General features: G+C 57.4%; 14 protein-coding genes. 6 read left to right on the top strand and 8 right to left on the bottom strand.

The annotated features are described in order from the left end of the window. The first annotated feature begins 160 nt into the window (after positions 1 to 160). Positions 161 to 1,459, top strand: coding sequence for a UDP-N-acetylmuramoyl-tripeptide--D-alanyl-D-alanine ligase (gene murF / locus Q3C19_RS03000; RefSeq protein WP_302727147.1), 1,299 nt, complete (start codon positions 161 to 163; stop codon positions 1,457 to 1,459). Between the two features lie 118 nt (positions 1,460 to 1,577). Here the strand turns inward: murF and Q3C19_RS03005 are convergent, their stop codons facing one another. Continuing rightward, on the bottom strand, positions 1,578 to 1,967 hold the full coding sequence (locus Q3C19_RS03005) for a hypothetical protein (RefSeq protein ID WP_071148437.1): 390 nt from the start codon (positions 1,965 to 1,967) through the stop codon (positions 1,578 to 1,580). 335 nt (positions 1,968 to 2,302) lie between these two features. Here Q3C19_RS03005 and Q3C19_RS03010 point away from each other — a divergent pair, with 335 nt between their 5' ends. Together Q3C19_RS03010 and Q3C19_RS03015 are read left to right on the top strand one after the other, a co-directional pair. Next, on the top strand, positions 2,303 to 3,664 hold the full coding sequence (locus Q3C19_RS03010) for a sodium-dependent transporter (RefSeq protein ID WP_302727150.1): 1,362 nt from the start codon (positions 2,303 to 2,305) through the stop codon (positions 3,662 to 3,664). Between the two features lie 7 nt (positions 3,665 to 3,671). Beyond that, positions 3,672 to 4,688 (top strand): helix-hairpin-helix domain-containing protein, encoded by a 1,017-nt coding sequence (locus tag Q3C19_RS03015; protein WP_302727152.1) that lies wholly within the window; start codon positions 3,672 to 3,674, stop codon positions 4,686 to 4,688. 112 nt (positions 4,689 to 4,800) lie between these two features. Here the strand turns inward: Q3C19_RS03015 and Q3C19_RS03020 are convergent, their stop codons facing one another. The 3 genes from Q3C19_RS03020 to Q3C19_RS03030 form a co-directional block, all read right to left on the bottom strand. Then, positions 4,801 to 5,478 (bottom strand): ABC transporter ATP-binding protein, encoded by a 678-nt coding sequence (locus tag Q3C19_RS03020; RefSeq protein ID WP_302727154.1) that lies wholly within the window; start codon positions 5,476 to 5,478, stop codon positions 4,801 to 4,803. A 103-nt stretch (positions 5,479 to 5,581) separates the two neighbouring features. Beyond that, the gene (locus tag Q3C19_RS03025; RefSeq protein ID WP_288911285.1) at positions 5,582 to 6,331 is read right to left on the bottom strand and encodes a tRNA threonylcarbamoyladenosine dehydratase; all 750 of its coding nucleotides are present in this window, start codon (positions 6,329 to 6,331) and stop codon (positions 5,582 to 5,584) included. A gap of 8 nt (positions 6,332 to 6,339) precedes the next feature. Further along, positions 6,340 to 8,475 carry a cation:proton antiporter gene (locus Q3C19_RS03030; protein WP_302727156.1) on the bottom strand — a complete coding sequence of 712 codons (2,136 nt, stop codon included), beginning with the start codon at positions 8,473 to 8,475 and terminating at the stop codon, positions 6,340 to 6,342. Positions 8,476 to 8,610: 135 nt separating this feature from the next. Between Q3C19_RS03030 and Q3C19_RS03035 the strand changes: the two genes are divergently transcribed. Continuing rightward, positions 8,611 to 9,618 (top strand): aspartate-semialdehyde dehydrogenase, encoded by a 1,008-nt coding sequence (locus Q3C19_RS03035; RefSeq protein ID WP_022161865.1) that lies wholly within the window; start codon positions 8,611 to 8,613, stop codon positions 9,616 to 9,618. Positions 9,619 to 9,693: 75 nt separating this feature from the next. On the opposite strand, the gene Q3C19_RS03040 is transcribed toward Q3C19_RS03035, so the two are convergent. After that, positions 9,694 to 12,456: a substrate-binding domain-containing protein gene (locus Q3C19_RS03040; protein ID WP_302727159.1), complete on the bottom strand. Its 2,763-nt coding sequence runs from the start codon at positions 12,454 to 12,456 to the stop codon at positions 9,694 to 9,696. Between the two features lie 155 nt (positions 12,457 to 12,611). On the opposite strand from Q3C19_RS03040, the gene Q3C19_RS03045 reads away from it, so the two are divergent. Continuing rightward, entirely contained in the window at positions 12,612 to 12,926 is a 315-nt protein-coding gene (locus Q3C19_RS03045; protein WP_277120549.1) for a nucleotidyltransferase domain-containing protein, read from the top strand. After that, positions 12,923 to 13,327, top strand: a complete 405-nt coding sequence (locus tag Q3C19_RS03050; protein ID WP_302727162.1) for a HEPN domain-containing protein — start codon at positions 12,923 to 12,925, stop codon at positions 13,325 to 13,327. The genes Q3C19_RS03045 and Q3C19_RS03050 overlap by 4 nt, the downstream gene beginning before the upstream one ends. A 164-nt stretch (positions 13,328 to 13,491) precedes the next feature. Here Q3C19_RS03050 and Q3C19_RS03055 read toward each other — a convergent pair whose 3' ends face one another. The 3 genes from Q3C19_RS03055 to Q3C19_RS03065 form a co-directional block, all read right to left on the bottom strand. Next, the gene (locus Q3C19_RS03055) at positions 13,492 to 14,385 is read right to left on the bottom strand and encodes a carbohydrate kinase (protein WP_277120536.1); all 894 of its coding nucleotides are present in this window, start codon (positions 14,383 to 14,385) and stop codon (positions 13,492 to 13,494) included. A 165-nt stretch (positions 14,386 to 14,550) separates the two neighbouring features. Further along, entirely contained in the window at positions 14,551 to 15,717 is a 1,167-nt protein-coding gene (locus tag Q3C19_RS03060) for an MFS transporter (protein ID WP_287640848.1), read from the bottom strand. A 165-nt stretch (positions 15,718 to 15,882) separates the two neighbouring features. After that, entirely contained in the window at positions 15,883 to 18,078 is a 2,196-nt protein-coding gene (locus Q3C19_RS03065) for an alpha-galactosidase (RefSeq protein WP_302727165.1), read from the bottom strand. Between the last annotated feature and the right edge of the window lie 6 nt (positions 18,079 to 18,084).

Here is an 18,084-nt window from a genome sequence, read left to right on the forward strand (position 1 = left end):
AAAAATAAATCCTCCCCCCTGCGACGAAGCAGCCCCCAAAACCACTATCTTTGCCCCCGCAACCGATACGGGAGGGCACATCCCCAAAAGCAGCAGGCAGTTGCCCGGGCTTTTCGACATCCCCTTCCACGCACTACATACAATATACAATAGAATCATTATGGATATCAACGCCCTCTATCAACTGTTTCTGGAGTGCAGCTGCGTCACTACCGACAGTCGCAACTGCCCCGAAGGATCACTCTTCATCGCCCTGAAAGGCGAAATGTTCAACGGAAATACTTTTGCCGCCCGCGCGCTCGAAGCCGGAAGCCGATACGCCGTGGTCGACGAACCTCAATACGCTCCGCAGGGAGACCACCGCTACTTCCTCGTGGACAACTGTCTGAAAGCCTTGCAGCAACTGGCCAACCACCACCGCCGGCAGATGGGCACGCGCACCATCGGCATCACCGGCACCAACGGTAAGACCACGACCAAGGAACTGCTGGCCGCCGTGCTGTCGCAAAGTCACCATATACTCTACACCGAAGGCAACCTGAACAACCACATCGGCGTGCCCCTCACCCTGCTACGCCTACGCACCGAGCACGAACTGGCCGTCGTAGAAATGGGAGCCAGCCATCCCGGCGACATCAAGGAACTGGTGGACATTGCCGAACCCGACTACGGACTCATCACCAACGTGGGCAAGGCCCATCTGGAAGGCTTCGGCTCGTTCGAGGGAGTGATGCGCACCAAGGGCGAACTCTTCGACTTCCTGCGCCGCCACGGCGACTCTACCGTCTTCGTCCATCACGACAATCCCTACCTGTGCGAAATGGCCTGGGGCCTGAACCCCATCTATTACGGCACCGACAGCAGTCTGTACGTCAACGGGCAGGTGACCGGCAACTCGCCCTACCTGGCCTTCGCCTGGAAAGCCGGAAAAGACGGCGAGCGCCACGAAGTGCAGACTCACCTCATCGGCGAATACAACTTTGCCAACGCACTGGCCGCCGTCACCGTAGGACGCTTCTTCGGCGTTGAGCCTGCCAAGATAGACAAAGCCCTGCAAGAGTATGTGCCGCAGAACAACCGCTCGCAGCTGAAGCAGACGGCCGACAACACCCTCATCATCGACACCTACAACGCCAACCCCACCAGCATGCGCGCCTCCATCGGCAACTTCTACAAGATGAAGGCCGACCACAAAATGCTCATCCTGGGCGACATGCGCGAGCTGGGCAAGGACAGTGCCGAAGAGCATCAGAAAGTAGTGGATTATCTGGAGGAATGCGGTTTGCGCGACGTCGTCCTCGTGGGCGAACAGTTTGCGGCCACCCGCCACACCTGCCCCACTTATCCCGACGCTCCCGCCCTGATCGAGCATCTGAAGGCCGACAAGCCTCACGGCAAGACCATCCTGATAAAAGGTTCGAACGGAATACGGCTGAGCTCGGTGGTAGAGTATTTGTAAGAGGGAAACAGAATAGATACGCGGACGACGCGGAGAAAGCGGACGAACACGGACGATAATTTGAATAAAATAAAATCCGTGATGATCCGTTTATTCCGCGTCGTCCGCGTATCCATCCCTATCCTCTTCTCCGCATCAGCACAAACCGCCCCACCAGCGAAGCCAGCAGCACTCCCGTCGTATTGGCAGCAAAGTCCAGCCAGTCGCCACCGCGATACGTGGTGCAATACTCCTGCAACAGTTCCACCACCCCGCTGAACAGCACGGGACACAGCGCCGCGCCCACCCAGGCGTGCCACATGCGCACCCGGCCGGCATCCTTGCGGTGTGCCCGCACAAACTCCAGCCACAACATGCCCGACATGCCCAGGTACATACACACGTGCACCACCTTGTCGATGCCCGGAATGGAGTCCATCTCCGTCTGAGGCGGTTTGAAGAAAGAAAGGTAAACAACCGTCAGAATGATGAGCAGCGACAACGGATACTTCTTTATATAATATAGCATAAGCAGATAATTTTTCTGGTTTTTAATGAACGCCAACAGCGAATCGGGTCTGTTCCGCATGCGACATTGAACACTTGTACGGCTCGCGAGCCGTACAAGTGTTTCTCGCGAGCCGTGCAAGTGTCCCACAAATGGAATGCAAGTGTCCCACACCCCGAGGCCGGCAGACTTTAACCGACCGCAACTTCATCAGGCTTGCTTCCTGCAAATGAATGTTTTTTCGGCGGAGGATTCGCATAAATTACAATTCGCAATGCAAAAGTACGGAATATTTTCTATATTTGCACTCTTTCAACAAATATTCATTACGGATTGTAAGCAAAAAGGCTATTCATATGACAAAGAAAGACAGAGCCAACTTTGGCAGCAAACTGGGCGTAATACTCGCGTCGGCCGGTTCGGCCGTAGGACTGGGCAACATCTGGCGATTCCCCTACGAAACAGGCAACCACGGCGGAGCCGCCTTCATATTGGTTTATCTGGGATGCGTCCTCTTGTTTGGCGTTCCCATCATGATAGCCGAATTCTCCATCGGACGACGTTCGCGGGCCAACACGGCAGGTGCCTACCGCATACTGGCTCCGGGCACGCAGTGGCGCTGGGTAGGACGCATGGGTGTGCTGGCCGGATTCCTCATCCTAGGCTACTACTCGGTAGTGGCGGGCTGGACACTGGAGTATACCCTCGAAGCGGCCACCAACAGCTTTGCCGGAAAGTCGGCCGACCAGTTCATCAGTGCTTTCAGCAGCTTCGTGGCTAATCCTTGGAGGCCTATGCTCTGGATGATTGTCTTCCTGCTGGCCACGCACTTCATCGTAGTGAAAGGCGTGGAGAAAGGCATCGAAAAGTCGTCGAAAATCATGATGCCCATCCTCTTCATCCTGCTTCTTATCCTGGCCGTGTGCTCCATCTCGCTGCCCGGCGCAGGTGCAGGACTCGAATTCCTGCTGAAGCCCGACTTCAGCAAGGTCGATGCCAACGTGCTGCTGGGTGCCATGGGGCAGGCCTTCTTCTCGCTCTCGCTGGGTATGGGATGCCTGTGCACCTACGCTTCCTACTTCCGCAGCGACACCAACCTGCCCAAGACGGCCTTCAACGTGGCGGCCATCGACACGGCTGTAGCCATACTGGCGGGCCTCATCATCTTCCCTGCCGCCTTCTCGGTGGGCATACAGCCCGATGCCGGTCCCAGCCTGCTGTTCATCACCCTGCCCAACGTCTTCCAGCAAGCCTTTGGCGGACTGCCTTGGCTGGCCATCATCCTGTCCATCATGTTCTACGTGCTGCTGGCGCTGGCGGCGCTTACGTCCACCATCTCGCTGCACGAGGTGGTGACGGCCTATCTGCACGAAGAGTTCAACATGACGCGCAGCAAGGCGGCCCGTCTGGTCACCGCCGGTTGTATCGTGCTCGGCGCGCTCTGTTCGCTGTCGCTGGGTGTGGGCAAGGAATACACCCTGTTCGGACTGACGCTGTTCGACCTCTTCGACTTCGTGACGGCCAAAATCATGCTGCCGCTGGGCGGATTCTTCATCGCCCTCTTCAGTGGCTGGTATCTGGACAAGAAGATTATGCGGGGCGAGTTCACCAACAACGGCACCGTCAAGATCGGTCTGTTGCTGGCCTTCATCCTGAAGTACATTGCCCCGATAGGCATTGCCTTCATCTTCATCAACGAGCTGGGACTGCTGAAATAACTGCTGCATGCGGCCAAACGGGAAGAATAAGAAACGATGGGGCCTCCTGTGGCAGTTCTTCACCTGCAACGAGAGGCGGGGCGTCGTTCTGCTGGGCATCGGTGTGATACTGCTGTATGCGGCCATTCAGGCCGTCATGCTTCGTCACGACCGTACCGCCCCCGACGGAGAAAACCAGCCGGAGCAGCAGACCGCCGAAGGCCAACACTCCTTTGCCGACAGCCTGAACGGCAGGCAAGGGCAACCCGACGAAGCCTATCCGCCGTCCTCGGACGAGGGCCGACAAGCACCCGTCCGCCTGACACCCGTCGCCTTCGACCCCAATACGGCCGACTCGCTCACCCTGCGCCGTCTGGGGTTGCCGCAGTGGATGGTAAGCAACGTACTACGCTATCGCAGCAAGGGTGGGCGTTTCCGCCGGGCCGAAGATTTCCGCAAGATTTATGGGCTGACGCAGCAACAGTTCGATACCCTGCGCCCCTACATCGTCATCGCTCCCGCCGACAGCGACGGCTCCGCATCCGTGCCGCCCGTACACTCGCCGTCCGCCACACAGCAAACTTCCTCGTTACTGCTTGCCCGCCAGCACACCGACAGTCTGCCCGCCCGTCCGCAAGTGCAGAAGTATGCCCCCGGCACCACCGTCGACCTGAACCGCGCCGACACCACCGAACTGAAAAAGATACCCGGCATAGGGAGCGGCATCGCCCGCCTCATCAGCAACTATCGCCGGCAGCTGGGCGGCTTCTACCGCGTCGAACAGTTGGGCGAGATAGGCCTCGACCATCACCAGTTGGCTGCATGGTTCCGCATCGACACCACTGCCCTGCAACGCCTCGACGTCAACCGCACCGGCATCGAACAGCTGCGCCGCCACCCCTACCTGAACTTCTATCAGGCCAAAGCCATCGTAGAGTATCGCCGCAAGCACGGCCCGCTGAAGAGCCTCAAACCCCTCGCCCTCTACGAAGAGTTCACCCCCGACGATCTGGAACGCCTCAGCCACTACCTGAGCTTCGACTAACCCCGACTCAACCGCCGGACATACGGATTTTGCACCCGATTCGTGCAGAAATCAGGGAATATTGCACGAAGTTCGTGCAGTTTTCAGGGGATTTTGCACAAAGAAAAGAAGATTACTCGCTCACCGCGACCTCAGAATCTTGCACCACCGCCCCATCCTTCAGATGAATCGTGCGGTCGGTAATGCGGGCCAGGCTTTCGTCGTGAGTCACGATGACGAACGTCTGCCCCAGGCGGTCGCGCAGATCGAAGAAAAGTTGGTGAAGTTCGGCCTTGTTGTGTGTGTCGAGGCTGCCCGAAGGCTCGTCGGCCAGTACCACGGCGGGGTGGTTGATGAGGGCACGAGCCACAGCCACGCGCTGTTTCTCGCCACCGGACAGTTCGCTGGGCTTATGCGCGGCACGGTCGGCCAGTCCCAGCAGATTCAGCATTTCGAGGGCGGACGACTGGGCTTCGCGGCGACCCAGACCGGCTATCAGGGCGGGTATCATGACGTTCTCCAACGCAGTGAACTCGGGCAACAGCTGGTGGAACTGGAAGACGAAGCCGATGCGGCGGTTGCGGAAGGCAGAGAGTTCTTTCTCCTTCATGCGGCCGACCTCGGTGCCGTCAATGCGTACCGTACCCGTGTCGGGCGCGTCGAGCGTACCCATGATTTGCAACAGGGTGGTCTTTCCGGCACCGCTGGGGCCTACGATGCTTACTACTTCGCCTTTCTCAATCTGCAGGTCGATGCCCCTGAGTACCTGGAGGGAGCCGAAACTCTTGGTTATGTTTTCGAGTTGAATCATTCGTTATGGATTTATGCGGGTCAGCAGTTGACAGGACGCGGCCGGCTGTGCAAGCCTCCGCAGGCCCTGCCTTTTCATTATTCATTTTTCATTCTTAATTCACTCAGAGTCTCCTGATGACGTACTCGGCCAGATAGCAGCCGAAGACGGCGGGCATGTAACTCACCGTGCCGCAGGTAGACTTCTTGTTCTGCTCGTCGTCGGTCAGGAGGACGGCGTTCGGGTCGGCCTGCTCGGTGCTGAACACGACGGGCAACTTATGACGGATACCCATCTTTTGCAGGCGCTTGCGCACGGCCTTGCTCAGTCCGCAGTGGTAGGTGTCCCAGATGTCGGCAAAGCGCACCTGCGTGATGTCGCTCTTGGCACCTGCCCCCATGCTCGATACAATCTTGATGCGCCGTCTCAGGGCTTCGGCTATCAGGTAGCACTTGGGGGCCAGCGTGTCGATGGCATCGACCACAAAGTCGTAGCGGTCGGCGTCGAGCAGCGCGGGGATGTTCTCGTCCTTCAGGAAGACGGGCAGCACATTGAGCTGCACATCGGGATTAATGTCGCGGAAGCGGGCAGCCAGCACTTCGGCTTTCGGCAGGCCCACGGTGGAGTGCAGCGCAGGCAGCTGGCGGTTGATGTTGGTGGGCTGTACGGTGTCGGCATCGACAATCGTCATGCGGCCCACACCGGCACGGCAAATCATCTCGGCGGCATAGGCGCCCACACCTCCCAGTCCTACTATCAGTACGTGGGCACGAGCCAGTCGCTGTCTTTTCTCCTCGCCCAGCAGCAGTTGGGTGCGCTGTTGCCAGTCGGGGCACGGAGTGTCGCCGGCAGAGGCGGCGTTCGGTATATTCATGTCAGTCATTAGGCATTGTTCTTTTTAAACCATCGATAGAACCAGCGACCTACTTTCTCGTAGTGCTGCGGGTCGTTGTTGCCGCGCGGGTTCGAAAAGGAGAGTACATCCTGCGGTTCGCCCAGCTGGTCGGGGTAAAGCACAATCAGGCTGTTGTTGGCAAAGTAACGGCTCAGCTGTCCGGGCAGTTTCTCGAACGAGCTGTCGTACGAGATGGAGCCGCGGCGGGCACTGATGATGACCAGCAGGTGGTCGTAGTTCACTTGTCCGGTCAGTATCAGCAGGTCTTCCCAGTCGTCCAGCAGGGAGTAGTCGGTCAGCGTCTGGCTGTATTTCTTCTTGATGAGGGCTTGCAGGGGTACGGCTGTCTCTTCGTTCGAGAAGAAGTGGACGCGGCAGCCCAGCGTGTTGCCCATGCGGCAGAAGTGTTCTACCCACTTCTGGAAGCCCGCCTCGTATTCGGCTTTGGGCGGTACGGCCACAATGATGCGGCGCAGTGTATTGATGGGGATCAGGAACTTGGCCACCATCACTTCGCGGTTCAGTCCCTTGAGCAGATTTTCGGTCAGCATACCGAAGAAGGAATCTACGATGGTCATCTTGCGGTGCAGACCGATGACAACGTCGGTCACTCCGTGCTCCTTCGCCGTATGGATGATGCCCGCGGCAATGTTCAGGTCGTAGCGACTGATTTGCTTCAGGCGTACATCGGCCGAAGCAGTAATCATGGCGGCTTTCTCCAGATAGCGCTTGCCACGCACATCGGAGCCGTTGGGGCTGTTGCTGTCGTTTACTACGTTCAAAGCGAGCAGATTGTCTTTCTGCTTGGGGTCGCGTATCACCAGCGACAGGTTGATAAGGTCTTCTATCGTGTCGGGATTGGCAATCGGGATAAGAATCTTCTCGGGCTCGCGCGAACGGTCTTCTTCGGGATGGGCTTCGTCCATGGCTACGGTGCGCGCGGCACGCTCGGTGACGAACGAACTGACAATGCAGGTGACCAGAATCAGCAGGATGGTGCCGTTCAGCACGTCGTCGTTCAGCAGACGTTCGCCATTGGGCAGGATGATGTTGTAACCCACCAGCACGGCAGCCAGCGTGGCAGCGGCCTGCGCCGTACTAAGGCCGTACATCAGTTCGCGTTCGAGCGAGGTCATCCGATAGGCTTTCTGCGTAAGCCAGCAGGCTATCCACTTGCCCAGCAGGGCCATGACAATCATCACGCCCGCCACCTTCAGCGAATTGACGTGACCAAACAGCACGTTGACGTCGATCAGCATGCCGACGCCTATCAGGAAGTAGGGAATGAACAAGGCGTTACCCACAAACTCCAGGTGATTCATCAGCGGCGACACGTGGGGAATGAGGCGGTTCAGCACCAGTCCGGCGAGGAATGCGCCGAGGATGCCTTCCATGCCCACGAACTCCATCAGTCCCGCACCCAGAAACACCAGGGCAAGGACGAAGATGAACTGCATCACGTTGTCGTCGTAGCGGCGGAAGAACCAGCGCCCCAGGCGGGGAAACGACCACATGATAAACGCACCCAGAATGATGACCTTCACCACCAGCCACAGCCAAAACAGTCCGTCCGACTCGCCCTTGAACATGCCGCCCACAACGGCCAGCACAAGCAGCGTCAGGGTGTCGGTGACAGCCGTTCCGCCCACAGCGATGCTGACACTGCGATGGCGCGACACGCCGTAACGAATCACAATGGGATAGGCCACCAGCGTATGCGACGCATACATACTGGCCAGCAGAACCGAAGTCAGCACACCATACTTCAGCAGCGCGACATTGGCCACAAAACCGATGACGATAGGCACCACAAAAGCCAGCAGACCCAGCACGAGCGCCTTGTTACGGTTCTGCTTGAAGTCGCTCATGTTCATTTCCAGTCCGGCCAGAAACATGATGTAGTACAGGCCCACCTTGCCGAAAAGTTCGAAACTGCTGTCGCGCGCCAGGATGTTGAACCCGTGCTCGCCGATGACCAGCCCCGCCAGAATCATGCCGATGATGTGCGGAATGCGCAACTTGCTGAGCAGCATGGGGGCAAACAGGATGATAAGCAGCACCAGCAGAAATATCCACGTGGGGTCGGTTATAGGTAGTTCCAAACTGAAGTTGAGCCAATCCATACGCATCACATATTAGGTTTTCATGTGCAAAATAACAAAAAAGTTTTCATTTAGTGTGATGCCGTACTGCATTTTGTAGTAAATTTGCGGCCGAAAAGCTCAATTTTTAACCCATTAATTAAAAAGAAAAGAAAAATGAAAGTAGCTATTGTTGGAGCAAGCGGAGCCGTAGGACAAGAATTCCTGCGGGTGCTCGATGAAAGAAATTTCCCGCTGGACGAGTTAGTGCTGTTCGGATCGAAACGCAGTGCAGGTACGAAATACACCTTCCGCGGTAAACAGATCGAGGTCAAACTCTTGCAACACAACGATGACTTTAAAGGTGTGGACATCGCGTTCACTTCCGCAGGCGCAGGCACCTCCAAAGAATTCGCCGAAACCATCACCAAGTACGGAGCCGTGATGATAGACAACTCAAGCGCCTTCCGTATGGATGCCGACGTGCCCCTCGTAGTGCCCGAAGTAAACCCCGCCGACGCCAAAGACCGTCCGCGCGGCATCATCGCCAACCCCAACTGCACCACCATCCAGATGGTCGTTGCACTGAAAGCCATCGAACAGCTATCACACATAAAGACCGTACACGTGTCTACCTACCAGGCAGCCAGCGGCGCCGGAGCAGCCGCCATGGACGAACTGTACACACAATACCGTCAGGTACTGGCCGGAGAGCCCGTCACCGTCGAGAAGTTCGCCTACCAGCTTGCCTTCAACCTCATCCCGCAGATCGACGTGTTCACTGAAAACGGCTATACGAAGGAAGAGATGAAGATGTACAACGAGACACGTAAAATCATGCACTCCGACGTCAAGGTCAGCGCCACCTGCGTACGCGTACCCGCCCTCCGTTCTCACTCCGAGAGCATCTGGGTAGAGACCGAACGCCCCATCTCCGTCGAAGAAGCCCGCGAAGCCTTCAGCAAGGGCGAAGGACTGGTGCTGATGGACAACCCCGCCGAGAAGGAATACCCCATGCCCCTCTTCCTGGCAGGCAAAGACCCCGTATACGTAGGCCGCATCCGCAAGGACCTGACCAACGACTGCGGACTGACGTTCTGGATTGTAGGCGACCAGATCAAGAAGGGAGCCGCCCTGAACGCTGTTCAGATAGCCGAATGGCTCATCAAGGAGAACGCCCTCTAAGAGTGTTCTGCCTACCGCGATAAAACAAATGACCCGGATGCCGCGACAAGCGTACCATCCGGGTCATTTTTATTTTCACTCCCCACCGTTCTTCCGCCGCAGGAATTCGGTCGGTATCTCGCCGAAATACTCCTTATAGCACTTGGTGAAGTACGAGGGCGAACTGAAGCCTACTTCGTAGGTAATCTCGGCCACGGTCTTTTCGGTCGAGGCCAGCAGCGAGGCGGCACGCTTCAGGCGGGCAATGCGCAGCAGCTCGTTGGGCGAGTAGCCGCACAGGGCCTTCGTCTTGCGGTACAGCTGCACGCGGCTCAGACCTATCTGTTCGCCCAGCTCCTCTACGCTGAGATTGGGGTCGGACAGACGCTCGTCGATCAGGCGGCGCAGCTTATCCATAAAGCCCTTGTCCACATCGGTGACCGCGGGTTTGGGCTGCTGCAAGGCAGTGTTGCTGCCATCGGCGAAGAAGTTCTGCAGGCGGTGACGGTTTTCGATAAGGTTGCGCAGGCGCACAGTCAGCAGGCGGGCACTGAAGGGCTTGGCGATGTACGAGTCGGCACCGCATTCGTAGCCTTTTATCTTCTGCTCGTCCACAGCATAGGCGGTAAGCATCATCACGGGGATGTGCGACGTCTGCAGTTCGGACTTCAGGCGGCGGCAACACTCCATGCCATCCATCACGGGCATCATCACGTCGCAGATGATGACGTCGGGCACATACTTCATGGCCTGCTGAATGCCCTCCTGACCGTTGGCAGCCTCGATTACACGGTAGTCGTCCTGCAGGATGGAGTGCACGTAGTCGCGGATGTCCTGATTGTCGTCTATCACGAGCACGGTTTCCTTATCCTCGGCAGGGGTGTCGGACTCGGCAGCTTGCAGCGTCTCCTGGTCGGCGGCCAGGACGGCTCCTTCTTTCAGATTGGCCAGCATGGCGTTGCGTGTGGTGTCGGGGTCGAGTTCGCCCGTCTGACGGGCAGGCATTTCGATGGTGAAGCAGGTGCCCTGTCCCTTGGTGGTGTCCACACGGATGGTGCCGTGGTGCATCTCGACAAAGGCTTTCACCAGGGCCAGCCCGATGCCCGAACCAGCATGGTGGACGTCGATCTGGTAGAAGCTGTCGAAGATGTGCTGCACGTGCTCGGCGGGCATGCCCACGCCCGTGTCGGTGACTTGCAGGCGCAGCAAGGAGTTGTCGTCGTGCCCCAGCATGGCAAGGCTAACGCTGATGCTGCCGTTCTCGGGCGTAAACTTGAAGGCGTTCGAAAGGAGGTTATAGACGATGCGTTCCAACTTCTCGGCGTCGGCCGTCACCGTGTAATCGACGGCAGGGTCGGCCTCGATGCGGAAGTGTATGTGCTTGCGGAACGACAGGGTGCGGAAGGCGTCGGTCCACTCCATCAGCGACGTACGCAGGTCGAAGCGGCTCAGGCGAAGCTGCAGTTTGCCGTCCTCGAACTTCCGGAAGTCGAGCACCTGATTGACCAGACGCAACAGCACGGTGACGTTCTTGTGGATGATGTTCAGCAGGAAGTGCTCGTGCTCGGTCAGGGTATGGCTGTGCATCAGTTGCTCCACGGGGTCGGCAATCAGGGTGAGCGGGGTGCGGAAGTCGTGCGAGACGTTGGTGAAGAAGGCCAGTTTGGCGTGCGTGGCGTCTTCCAGCTGGCGCGACAGGTGGATGAGCTGGTCGCGCTGTTCCTCCACCTGCTGCTTCTGTTGCGACAGTTCGGTGTTCAGGCGGTTCTTGGTCCAGAAGGCGCGCACTACGAAGACAAGCAATGCCCCTACCAGCACCAGGATGACGATGCAGGCGTACAGAAACATGCGCTGGGCCGAGTAGCGCATCAGGAAGGCGTCGAGCTGGCTGTTGAGCTTCTCGATTTTGGCATCGAGGGTACCGATATGGGTGGTCTGCATCTGCATGATGCGGGCGTTCTGACGGTTGACCAAGGCGGTGGAGAGGAGTGTCTCGCGCGGATAGCTGCGCCCTTCGAGGATGTTCATGGCCACCTGCATGACGCGGTCGCCACCGGTGGGATAGATAAAGGTGGCGTCGAGTGTGCCGTCGGACACCATTTCCACGCCCAGACCCTTGCCCGAGAGGGCATCTACGCCGACAAACAGCATCTCGCCGGCACGTCCGCGTCTGACGGCGGCATCGTGGGCACCGGAGGCCATGCGGTCGTTGTGGGCAAAGACGAGGTCGATGTGCGGCTGGCAGTCGAGGATGGAGTCGAAAGCCTGTTCGGCCGACTGTCTGAACCATCCGGCATCGACCGTGGCCACGACGTGTATGCCCGGAGCATCGGCCAGGGCATCCATCAGTCCGCGATGGCGGTCGCGCGCCGGGGTCGAGCCTTTCAGGCCGGTCAGTTCCACAACGTTGCCTTCGCCCTTCAGGCGGCTGACGATGTAGGTTCCTATCTGTCGGCCCATTTCGTAGTTGTCGGCTCCGATGTAGGCATTGTAACGGTCGGAGTTGATGCGGCGGTCCACCAGCACCACGGGGATGCCCTTGTCGCGCGCCTTCTCGACGACGGGCGCCAGGGCGTCGGCTTCGTTGGGCGCCACCACAATCAGATCGGCTCCGGCGGCGATGAAATGTTCGATGTCGGCCGTCTGCTGCCGGTTGTCGTCACCCGCCGAGCGGATGTCCACCTCCACACCGGGATAGAAGAGTGCTTCGCGCCGGATTTCCTTGTTCATCTGCGTGCGCCATTCGTCGTCGCTGCACTGCGACACGGCTATCAGGAAACGGGCCCGTTCGCGCCCGCATGCCGTCAGCAGCAGACACAGTGCGCACAAGGTAAAAAGGTAGAAGGTATTGTGTTTCATGGCCTTTCTTTTGGGGATTAGAGAAGGCAAATATAACGAATATAATGCAGAAGAGCGACACGGGGCGGGAAAAGATTGGGGGAAAGGCTTGGAAATTGGCAGACAAATGCCTACTTTTGTATGTAGAACTTACTTTCTTCATCAATCGATTGTATATGAAACGCCCGCAAATTGTAGAACGCATCCGCGAAGCCCTGGCACAAGTGGCACCCGAAGCTCAGGCCATACTCTATGGCAGCGAAGCCCGTGGTGACGCCCGCCCCGACAGCGACATCGACCTGCTGGTGCTGGTAGGCGGCGACAAGCTGAGCATCAGCGAGGAAGAACGTATCATTGCCCCGCTATACGACATCGAGATAGAAACCGGCGTGGCCATCAATGCGCGCGTCCTTCTGAAGAAGCTTTGGGAAAACCGTCCCTTCCGCACACCTTTTTTCGTGAACGTAATGAGGGAGGGAATTGTGTTATGAAAGAGCAACTGAGTCGGGAGAACATCGAGGCACTGGCTGCCTATCGGTTTCAGCGTGCCGAGGAAACATTAGCCGAAATTCCTTTTCTGAAGCAACAAGGGTATTACAACACAGCCGTCAACCGCCTGTATTATGCCTGTTACTATGCTGCCGTGGCCTTGCTCATCAAGCACAACATTAATCCGGGCACTCACGCCGGCGTCAAACAGATGCTGGGCATGCATTTTGTAGCTACAGGACGCATGTCGCGCGAAATGGGGCGCTGCTTTTCCCTGCTGTTCGAACGGCGGCACAGCAGCGATTACGACGACTTCGCCTACTCCAGCGCAGAAGAGATAGACGAACTGTTGCCCAAAGCCGAAGCCTTTATCGACACTGTCAGAAAACTGTTACAGGAATAATCGGGTACGCAGGCATCATGCCTTCGTTCAAAGCCCTTCATTTCTCTGCATTGTGGGACACTTGCATTCCATTTATGAAACACAAGCACGGCTCGCGAGCCGTACTTGTGTTGCTCGCGAGCCGTGCAAGTGTCCCACAAACGGGGAATAAGTGATGTCGGAGGTCAGGCCAGACGGCTGGTCAGCGACTCGGGCAGCACGGGCATAGCACCCTGCTGTGTGCAGACGTAGGCCGAGGTGTCGACGGCCAGGCGATGGGCTTCGGCTACGGGAAGTCCCTTCAGCGTGGCAGCCACGAAGGCGGCGGTGAACGAATCGCCGGCACCCACCGTGTCGGCTACCTGCACCTTCGGGGTCTCGACAAACGAAACATGACCGGGCGTGAAGACGTAGCTGCCATTGACGCCACAGGTCAGGATAAGCATCTTCAGGTTGTACTTGGCCAGCAGAATCCAGCACTTGTCCTGCAGGTCGATGCCGGGATAGCCAAACATGCGGCTCACGGTGACCAGTTCCTCATCATTAATCTTCAGAATGTTGCAGCGGCGGAACGAATCGCACAGAATCTCTTTCGTATAGAAACCCTGACGCAGGTTGATGTCGAAGATGCGCAGCGTATCGGCATCGTCGGGCATGGCGTCGAGAAAACGGTGGATGGTCTGGCGCGACACGATGCTGCGTTGTGCCAGCGAACCGAAGCAGACGGCACGCGTCTGACTGGCGAGTCCTTCGAGGGCCTGCGTGTAGGGGATGTTGTCCCAGGCCACGCCTTCCTTGATGTCATAGCAGGGCACGCCCTCGGCATCCAGCTCTACCTGGACGGTACCCGTGGGGTAAGGCACGGTTTCGATAAGTCCGTACAGCTGTTTCTGGCGGAAGTTTTCCAGAATCTCTGCGCCCAGTTTGTCCTGACCTACGGCACTCACCACGCGGCTCTCCAGCCCGAACTGCGACACGTGATAGGCAAAGTTGGCGGGTGCTCCACCCAGTTTTTTTCCTTCGGGCAGCACGTCCCACAGTGCTTCGCCCATTCCGACTACGATTGGTTGACTATTCATGGTTGTTGGTTTTAAATGGTGGACGAGTTGACAAGGGAATCAGTTAGTAGACGAGTTGACAAGGCTACAGGCTACAAGGACTTGTGGTCTCGTTTACTTGTTGACTTGTTAACTCGTTTACTTGTTTCTTGATTACTTGTTGACTCGTTTACTTGTTTACTAAAATCAGGCTTTCTTCATCTTCAGCGTATAGGCAATCAGATAGAGTACGCCGACCGTCATCACGGCCACGGCACCACTCTGACCTACTGCATCGCTGGCCACACCCATCAGCAACGGGAACACCGTGCCGCCGAAGAGGCCCATAATCATCAGACCCGAAACCTCGTTCTTCTTCTCGGGCACAGTCGTCAGCGCCTGCGCAAAGATGATGGGGAATACATTCGAGTTGCCGAAACCGATCAGCGCGATGCAAACGTAGATGACGTAGTGCGCGTCGGACACCAGCAGTCCTGCCATTGCCACCAGCATGCAAGCTACACTGATGCCCAGGAAGCGGCGTGCCGACAGATGTTGCAGGATGAACGTACCCAGCAGGCAGCCCGCCGTACGGAAGATGAAGTAAAGGCTCGTGGCAAATCCCGCCTCTTCGAGCGTCAGCCCCACACGTTCCATCAGCAGTTTGGGAGCCGTGGTGTTGGTGCCCACGTCGATGCCCACGTGGCAGACGATGCCTAAGAAGCACAGCAGAATGAACGGACGGCCCAGCAGACGCAGGCAGTCGGCAAAGCCCGATGCCTGGTCGGGTTTCTCTTCCTCGATGGGTGTAGACGACAGCCACAGGATGGCAATGACGGCCACTACCATGTAGACGGGGAACAGCACACGCCAGCCCAGTCCGAAGGTAGGCATGGCCTGCGTAGCACCCCACATGGCGATGTAGGGAGCCAGAAACGAAGCGATGGCCTTGACAAACTGTCCGAAGGTGAGCGAACTGGCCAGGCGGTCGCCCGTGATGATGTTGCTCAGCAGCGGGTTGAGCGAAGTCTGCATCAGTGCATTACCGATGCCCAGCAGCGAGAAGGAACAGAGCATCAGCCCATAACCGTCGCCAAAGAGCGGCAGCAGCAGCGACACGGCAGTCACCAGCAAGCTGAGCAGCACGGTGCGCTTCCGCCCGATGCGGTTCATCAGCATCCCCGTCGGCACGGAGAAAATGAGGAACCAGAAGAAGACAAGCGACGGAAAAATATTGGCCTGCGAGTCCGTCAGCCCCAAGTCGGCCTTTACGTAATTGGAAGCGATACCCACCAGGTCAACAAAGCCCATGGCGAAAAAGCAAAGCATGACGGGTATCAGCCTTCCGTATTTCATTTGTTGTTTTGCGGTCATTGTTTTTAAGAAATTAGAGAAGTTGAAGGAATAAAGGAATGAAGAAGTTAAGGAGTTAAGCCAATACTTTGACTTACGATTATTGTGTTCTGCTTTAAAGACAACAGACAAGTATAGGGAATTGGCTTAACTTCTTCACTTCTTAACTCCTTAATTCATAAATATTCATTCTACCTCCGTCAGTTCCACCACCCGACTCTGCATCGGCTGGAAGCCGAAAGCGTCGAGTCCCACCTTCATCAGATAGTCGCCCGAGAGCACTTTGCCATTGGCAGGCAGTGTGGACTGTGTACCGGGCATCAGGTTGATTTCCTCTACCTTGTAACGCTTCGTCGGGTCAAGTCCCTGCAAGCGGACGGGCAGCAGTTTCTCCTGATAGCGCGGATAGACATCGTAGGCAAAGAGTACGGCCTTGCGGCTGTCCGTGCTCACGTAGTTTACTGCCATGTGGTTGCTTTCGTAAGGTGACACCAGACGATACTGACTACCGTCCAGAATGACGGGTTGCAGACGTTTCCAGTTGGCCACAGCCGTCTGGCAGTAGAGCAATTCGTCGGCACTCAGCTCCTTCAGTCCCAGGTCGAAACCCAGCTTGCACATCGAAGCCACATCGGTACGGAACTTCACCGAAGCTGCCTTGTTCCAGCTCGTCACATGAGCACACATGGCCTTGGCCGGGAAGAACTGCGAGAAACCCCATTGAATGTAAATGCGCTCCACAGGATCGGTATTGTCGCTGCACCAGAACTCGGTGAAATACTTCAGCGCCTCGTAGTCGCAACGTGCACCGCCGCCCGAGCAGAGCATCATGGGCACGTCGGGATAGTTGTCCTTCACCCGTTTCATCACGTTATAGACGCCGCGTACATGGTCGATGTACAGTTGTCCCTGTTCGGCCTTGAGGTAGGGCGAGTAGATGTTGGTGATGGGGCTGTTGCAGTCCCACTTGAAGTAAGCAATGTCGGGGTTCTCCTTCAGCAGCTTGTCCACGATGCCGTAGACGTAGTCCTGCACGGCCGGGTTGCTCAGGTCAAGTACCAGCTGGTTGCGGTAGTAGTACGTCTCGCGGTTGGGATAGTGGATGGCCCAGTCGGGATGCTGCTCGAAGAGTTCGCTTTTGGGATTCACCATTTCCGGCTCTATCCACAGTCCGAACTTCACGCCAGCCTCTTTGGCTGCGTCGGTCAGGGCACGGATGCCGCCGGGCAGCTTGTCGTGCGTCACTTCCCAGTCGCCCAGTCCGGCACGGTCGTCCTTACGCGGATACTTGTTGCCAAACCATCCGTCGTCCAGCAGAAACATGTCTACACCCAAGTCTTTGGCTTCCTTCATCAGTTCGGCCAGGATGTCCTGATCGAAGTCGAAGGCGGTGTTCTCCCAGTTGTTGAGCAGCGTCAGGCGTGTGCCTTTGCCGTCCTTCAGCTGGTAGTTGCGTGCCCAGGCCTGTAGGTCGCGGCTGCCCTGGCCGGTACCTTCAGTGCTCAGTGTAAAGATGAATTCGGGGGTAGTGAAGACCTCATCGCGTTCCAGTTTGTAGGCCGACGCATACGGATTGATGCCGGGAATGATGCGCAGGTTACCCACATTGTCCACCTCGAAGGTGAAGCGGAAGTTGCCTGTCCACGCCAGCGTGCCCATCAGCACTTCGCCCTGCCGTTCCTGAGCGGGCTGGTCCAGCCCCACGATGAAGAAGGGATGCGTGTGCATCGCGGCACGGCTGCCCAGCTTGGTGTCGATCACCTTCTTGCCGAAAAGCAGGGGCTGCGTGCTCATCTGCGCTTCCTTGGCCCAGTCGCTGCTGAACTCCGTCAGGTAGTAAGCCGGACGGCTGAAGTAAAGCATGGTCGAGGCATAGGCCGACAAGGTAACAGGCTTCTTCTCCTGATGGCGGATTTCGCTCCAGGTCTTGATGACGTTCTCCTTCGGATAGGCCACGTAGTGCAGCGTCACGTCGACGGGATACTTGTCGTCGCGCAGCTGGATGTCGGTCTGCACGCCTCCCTCCACGGGGTGCGAGGAAGAAGAAACGTAGTAGAGCCATGTGGAAGGATTTCCGTCGTTGTGAGTGACGGCCAGGGCAGGTTCGAAGAAGTCTTCGTTGCCCGAACCGCTGTACACCTCCCACCCGCGGCGGCTGACACTGCCGTCCGAGGCGGGGTGCACGCTCCAACCCAGTTCTTTCAGGTCGGACTCATTCAGCAGCCGTTCACCAAAGTAGCTCTGGTAGAGGCGGCCGTTGTCGCCCACCTGCAGCACCAGGTCGGTGCGGTCAGTGGAAATGCGTATTTGTTTCATGTCACTGGCATTCAGTGTAGTGGTGGCGAGCAGTGCAAGTGCCGCCGTTGCGATGAGGTGTTTCATGGGATA

Source organism: Bacteroides sp. ET489 (genome assembly GCF_030518095.1).
Lineage (GTDB): Bacteria > Bacteroidota > Bacteroidia > Bacteroidales > Bacteroidaceae > Bacteroides > Bacteroides ndongoniae.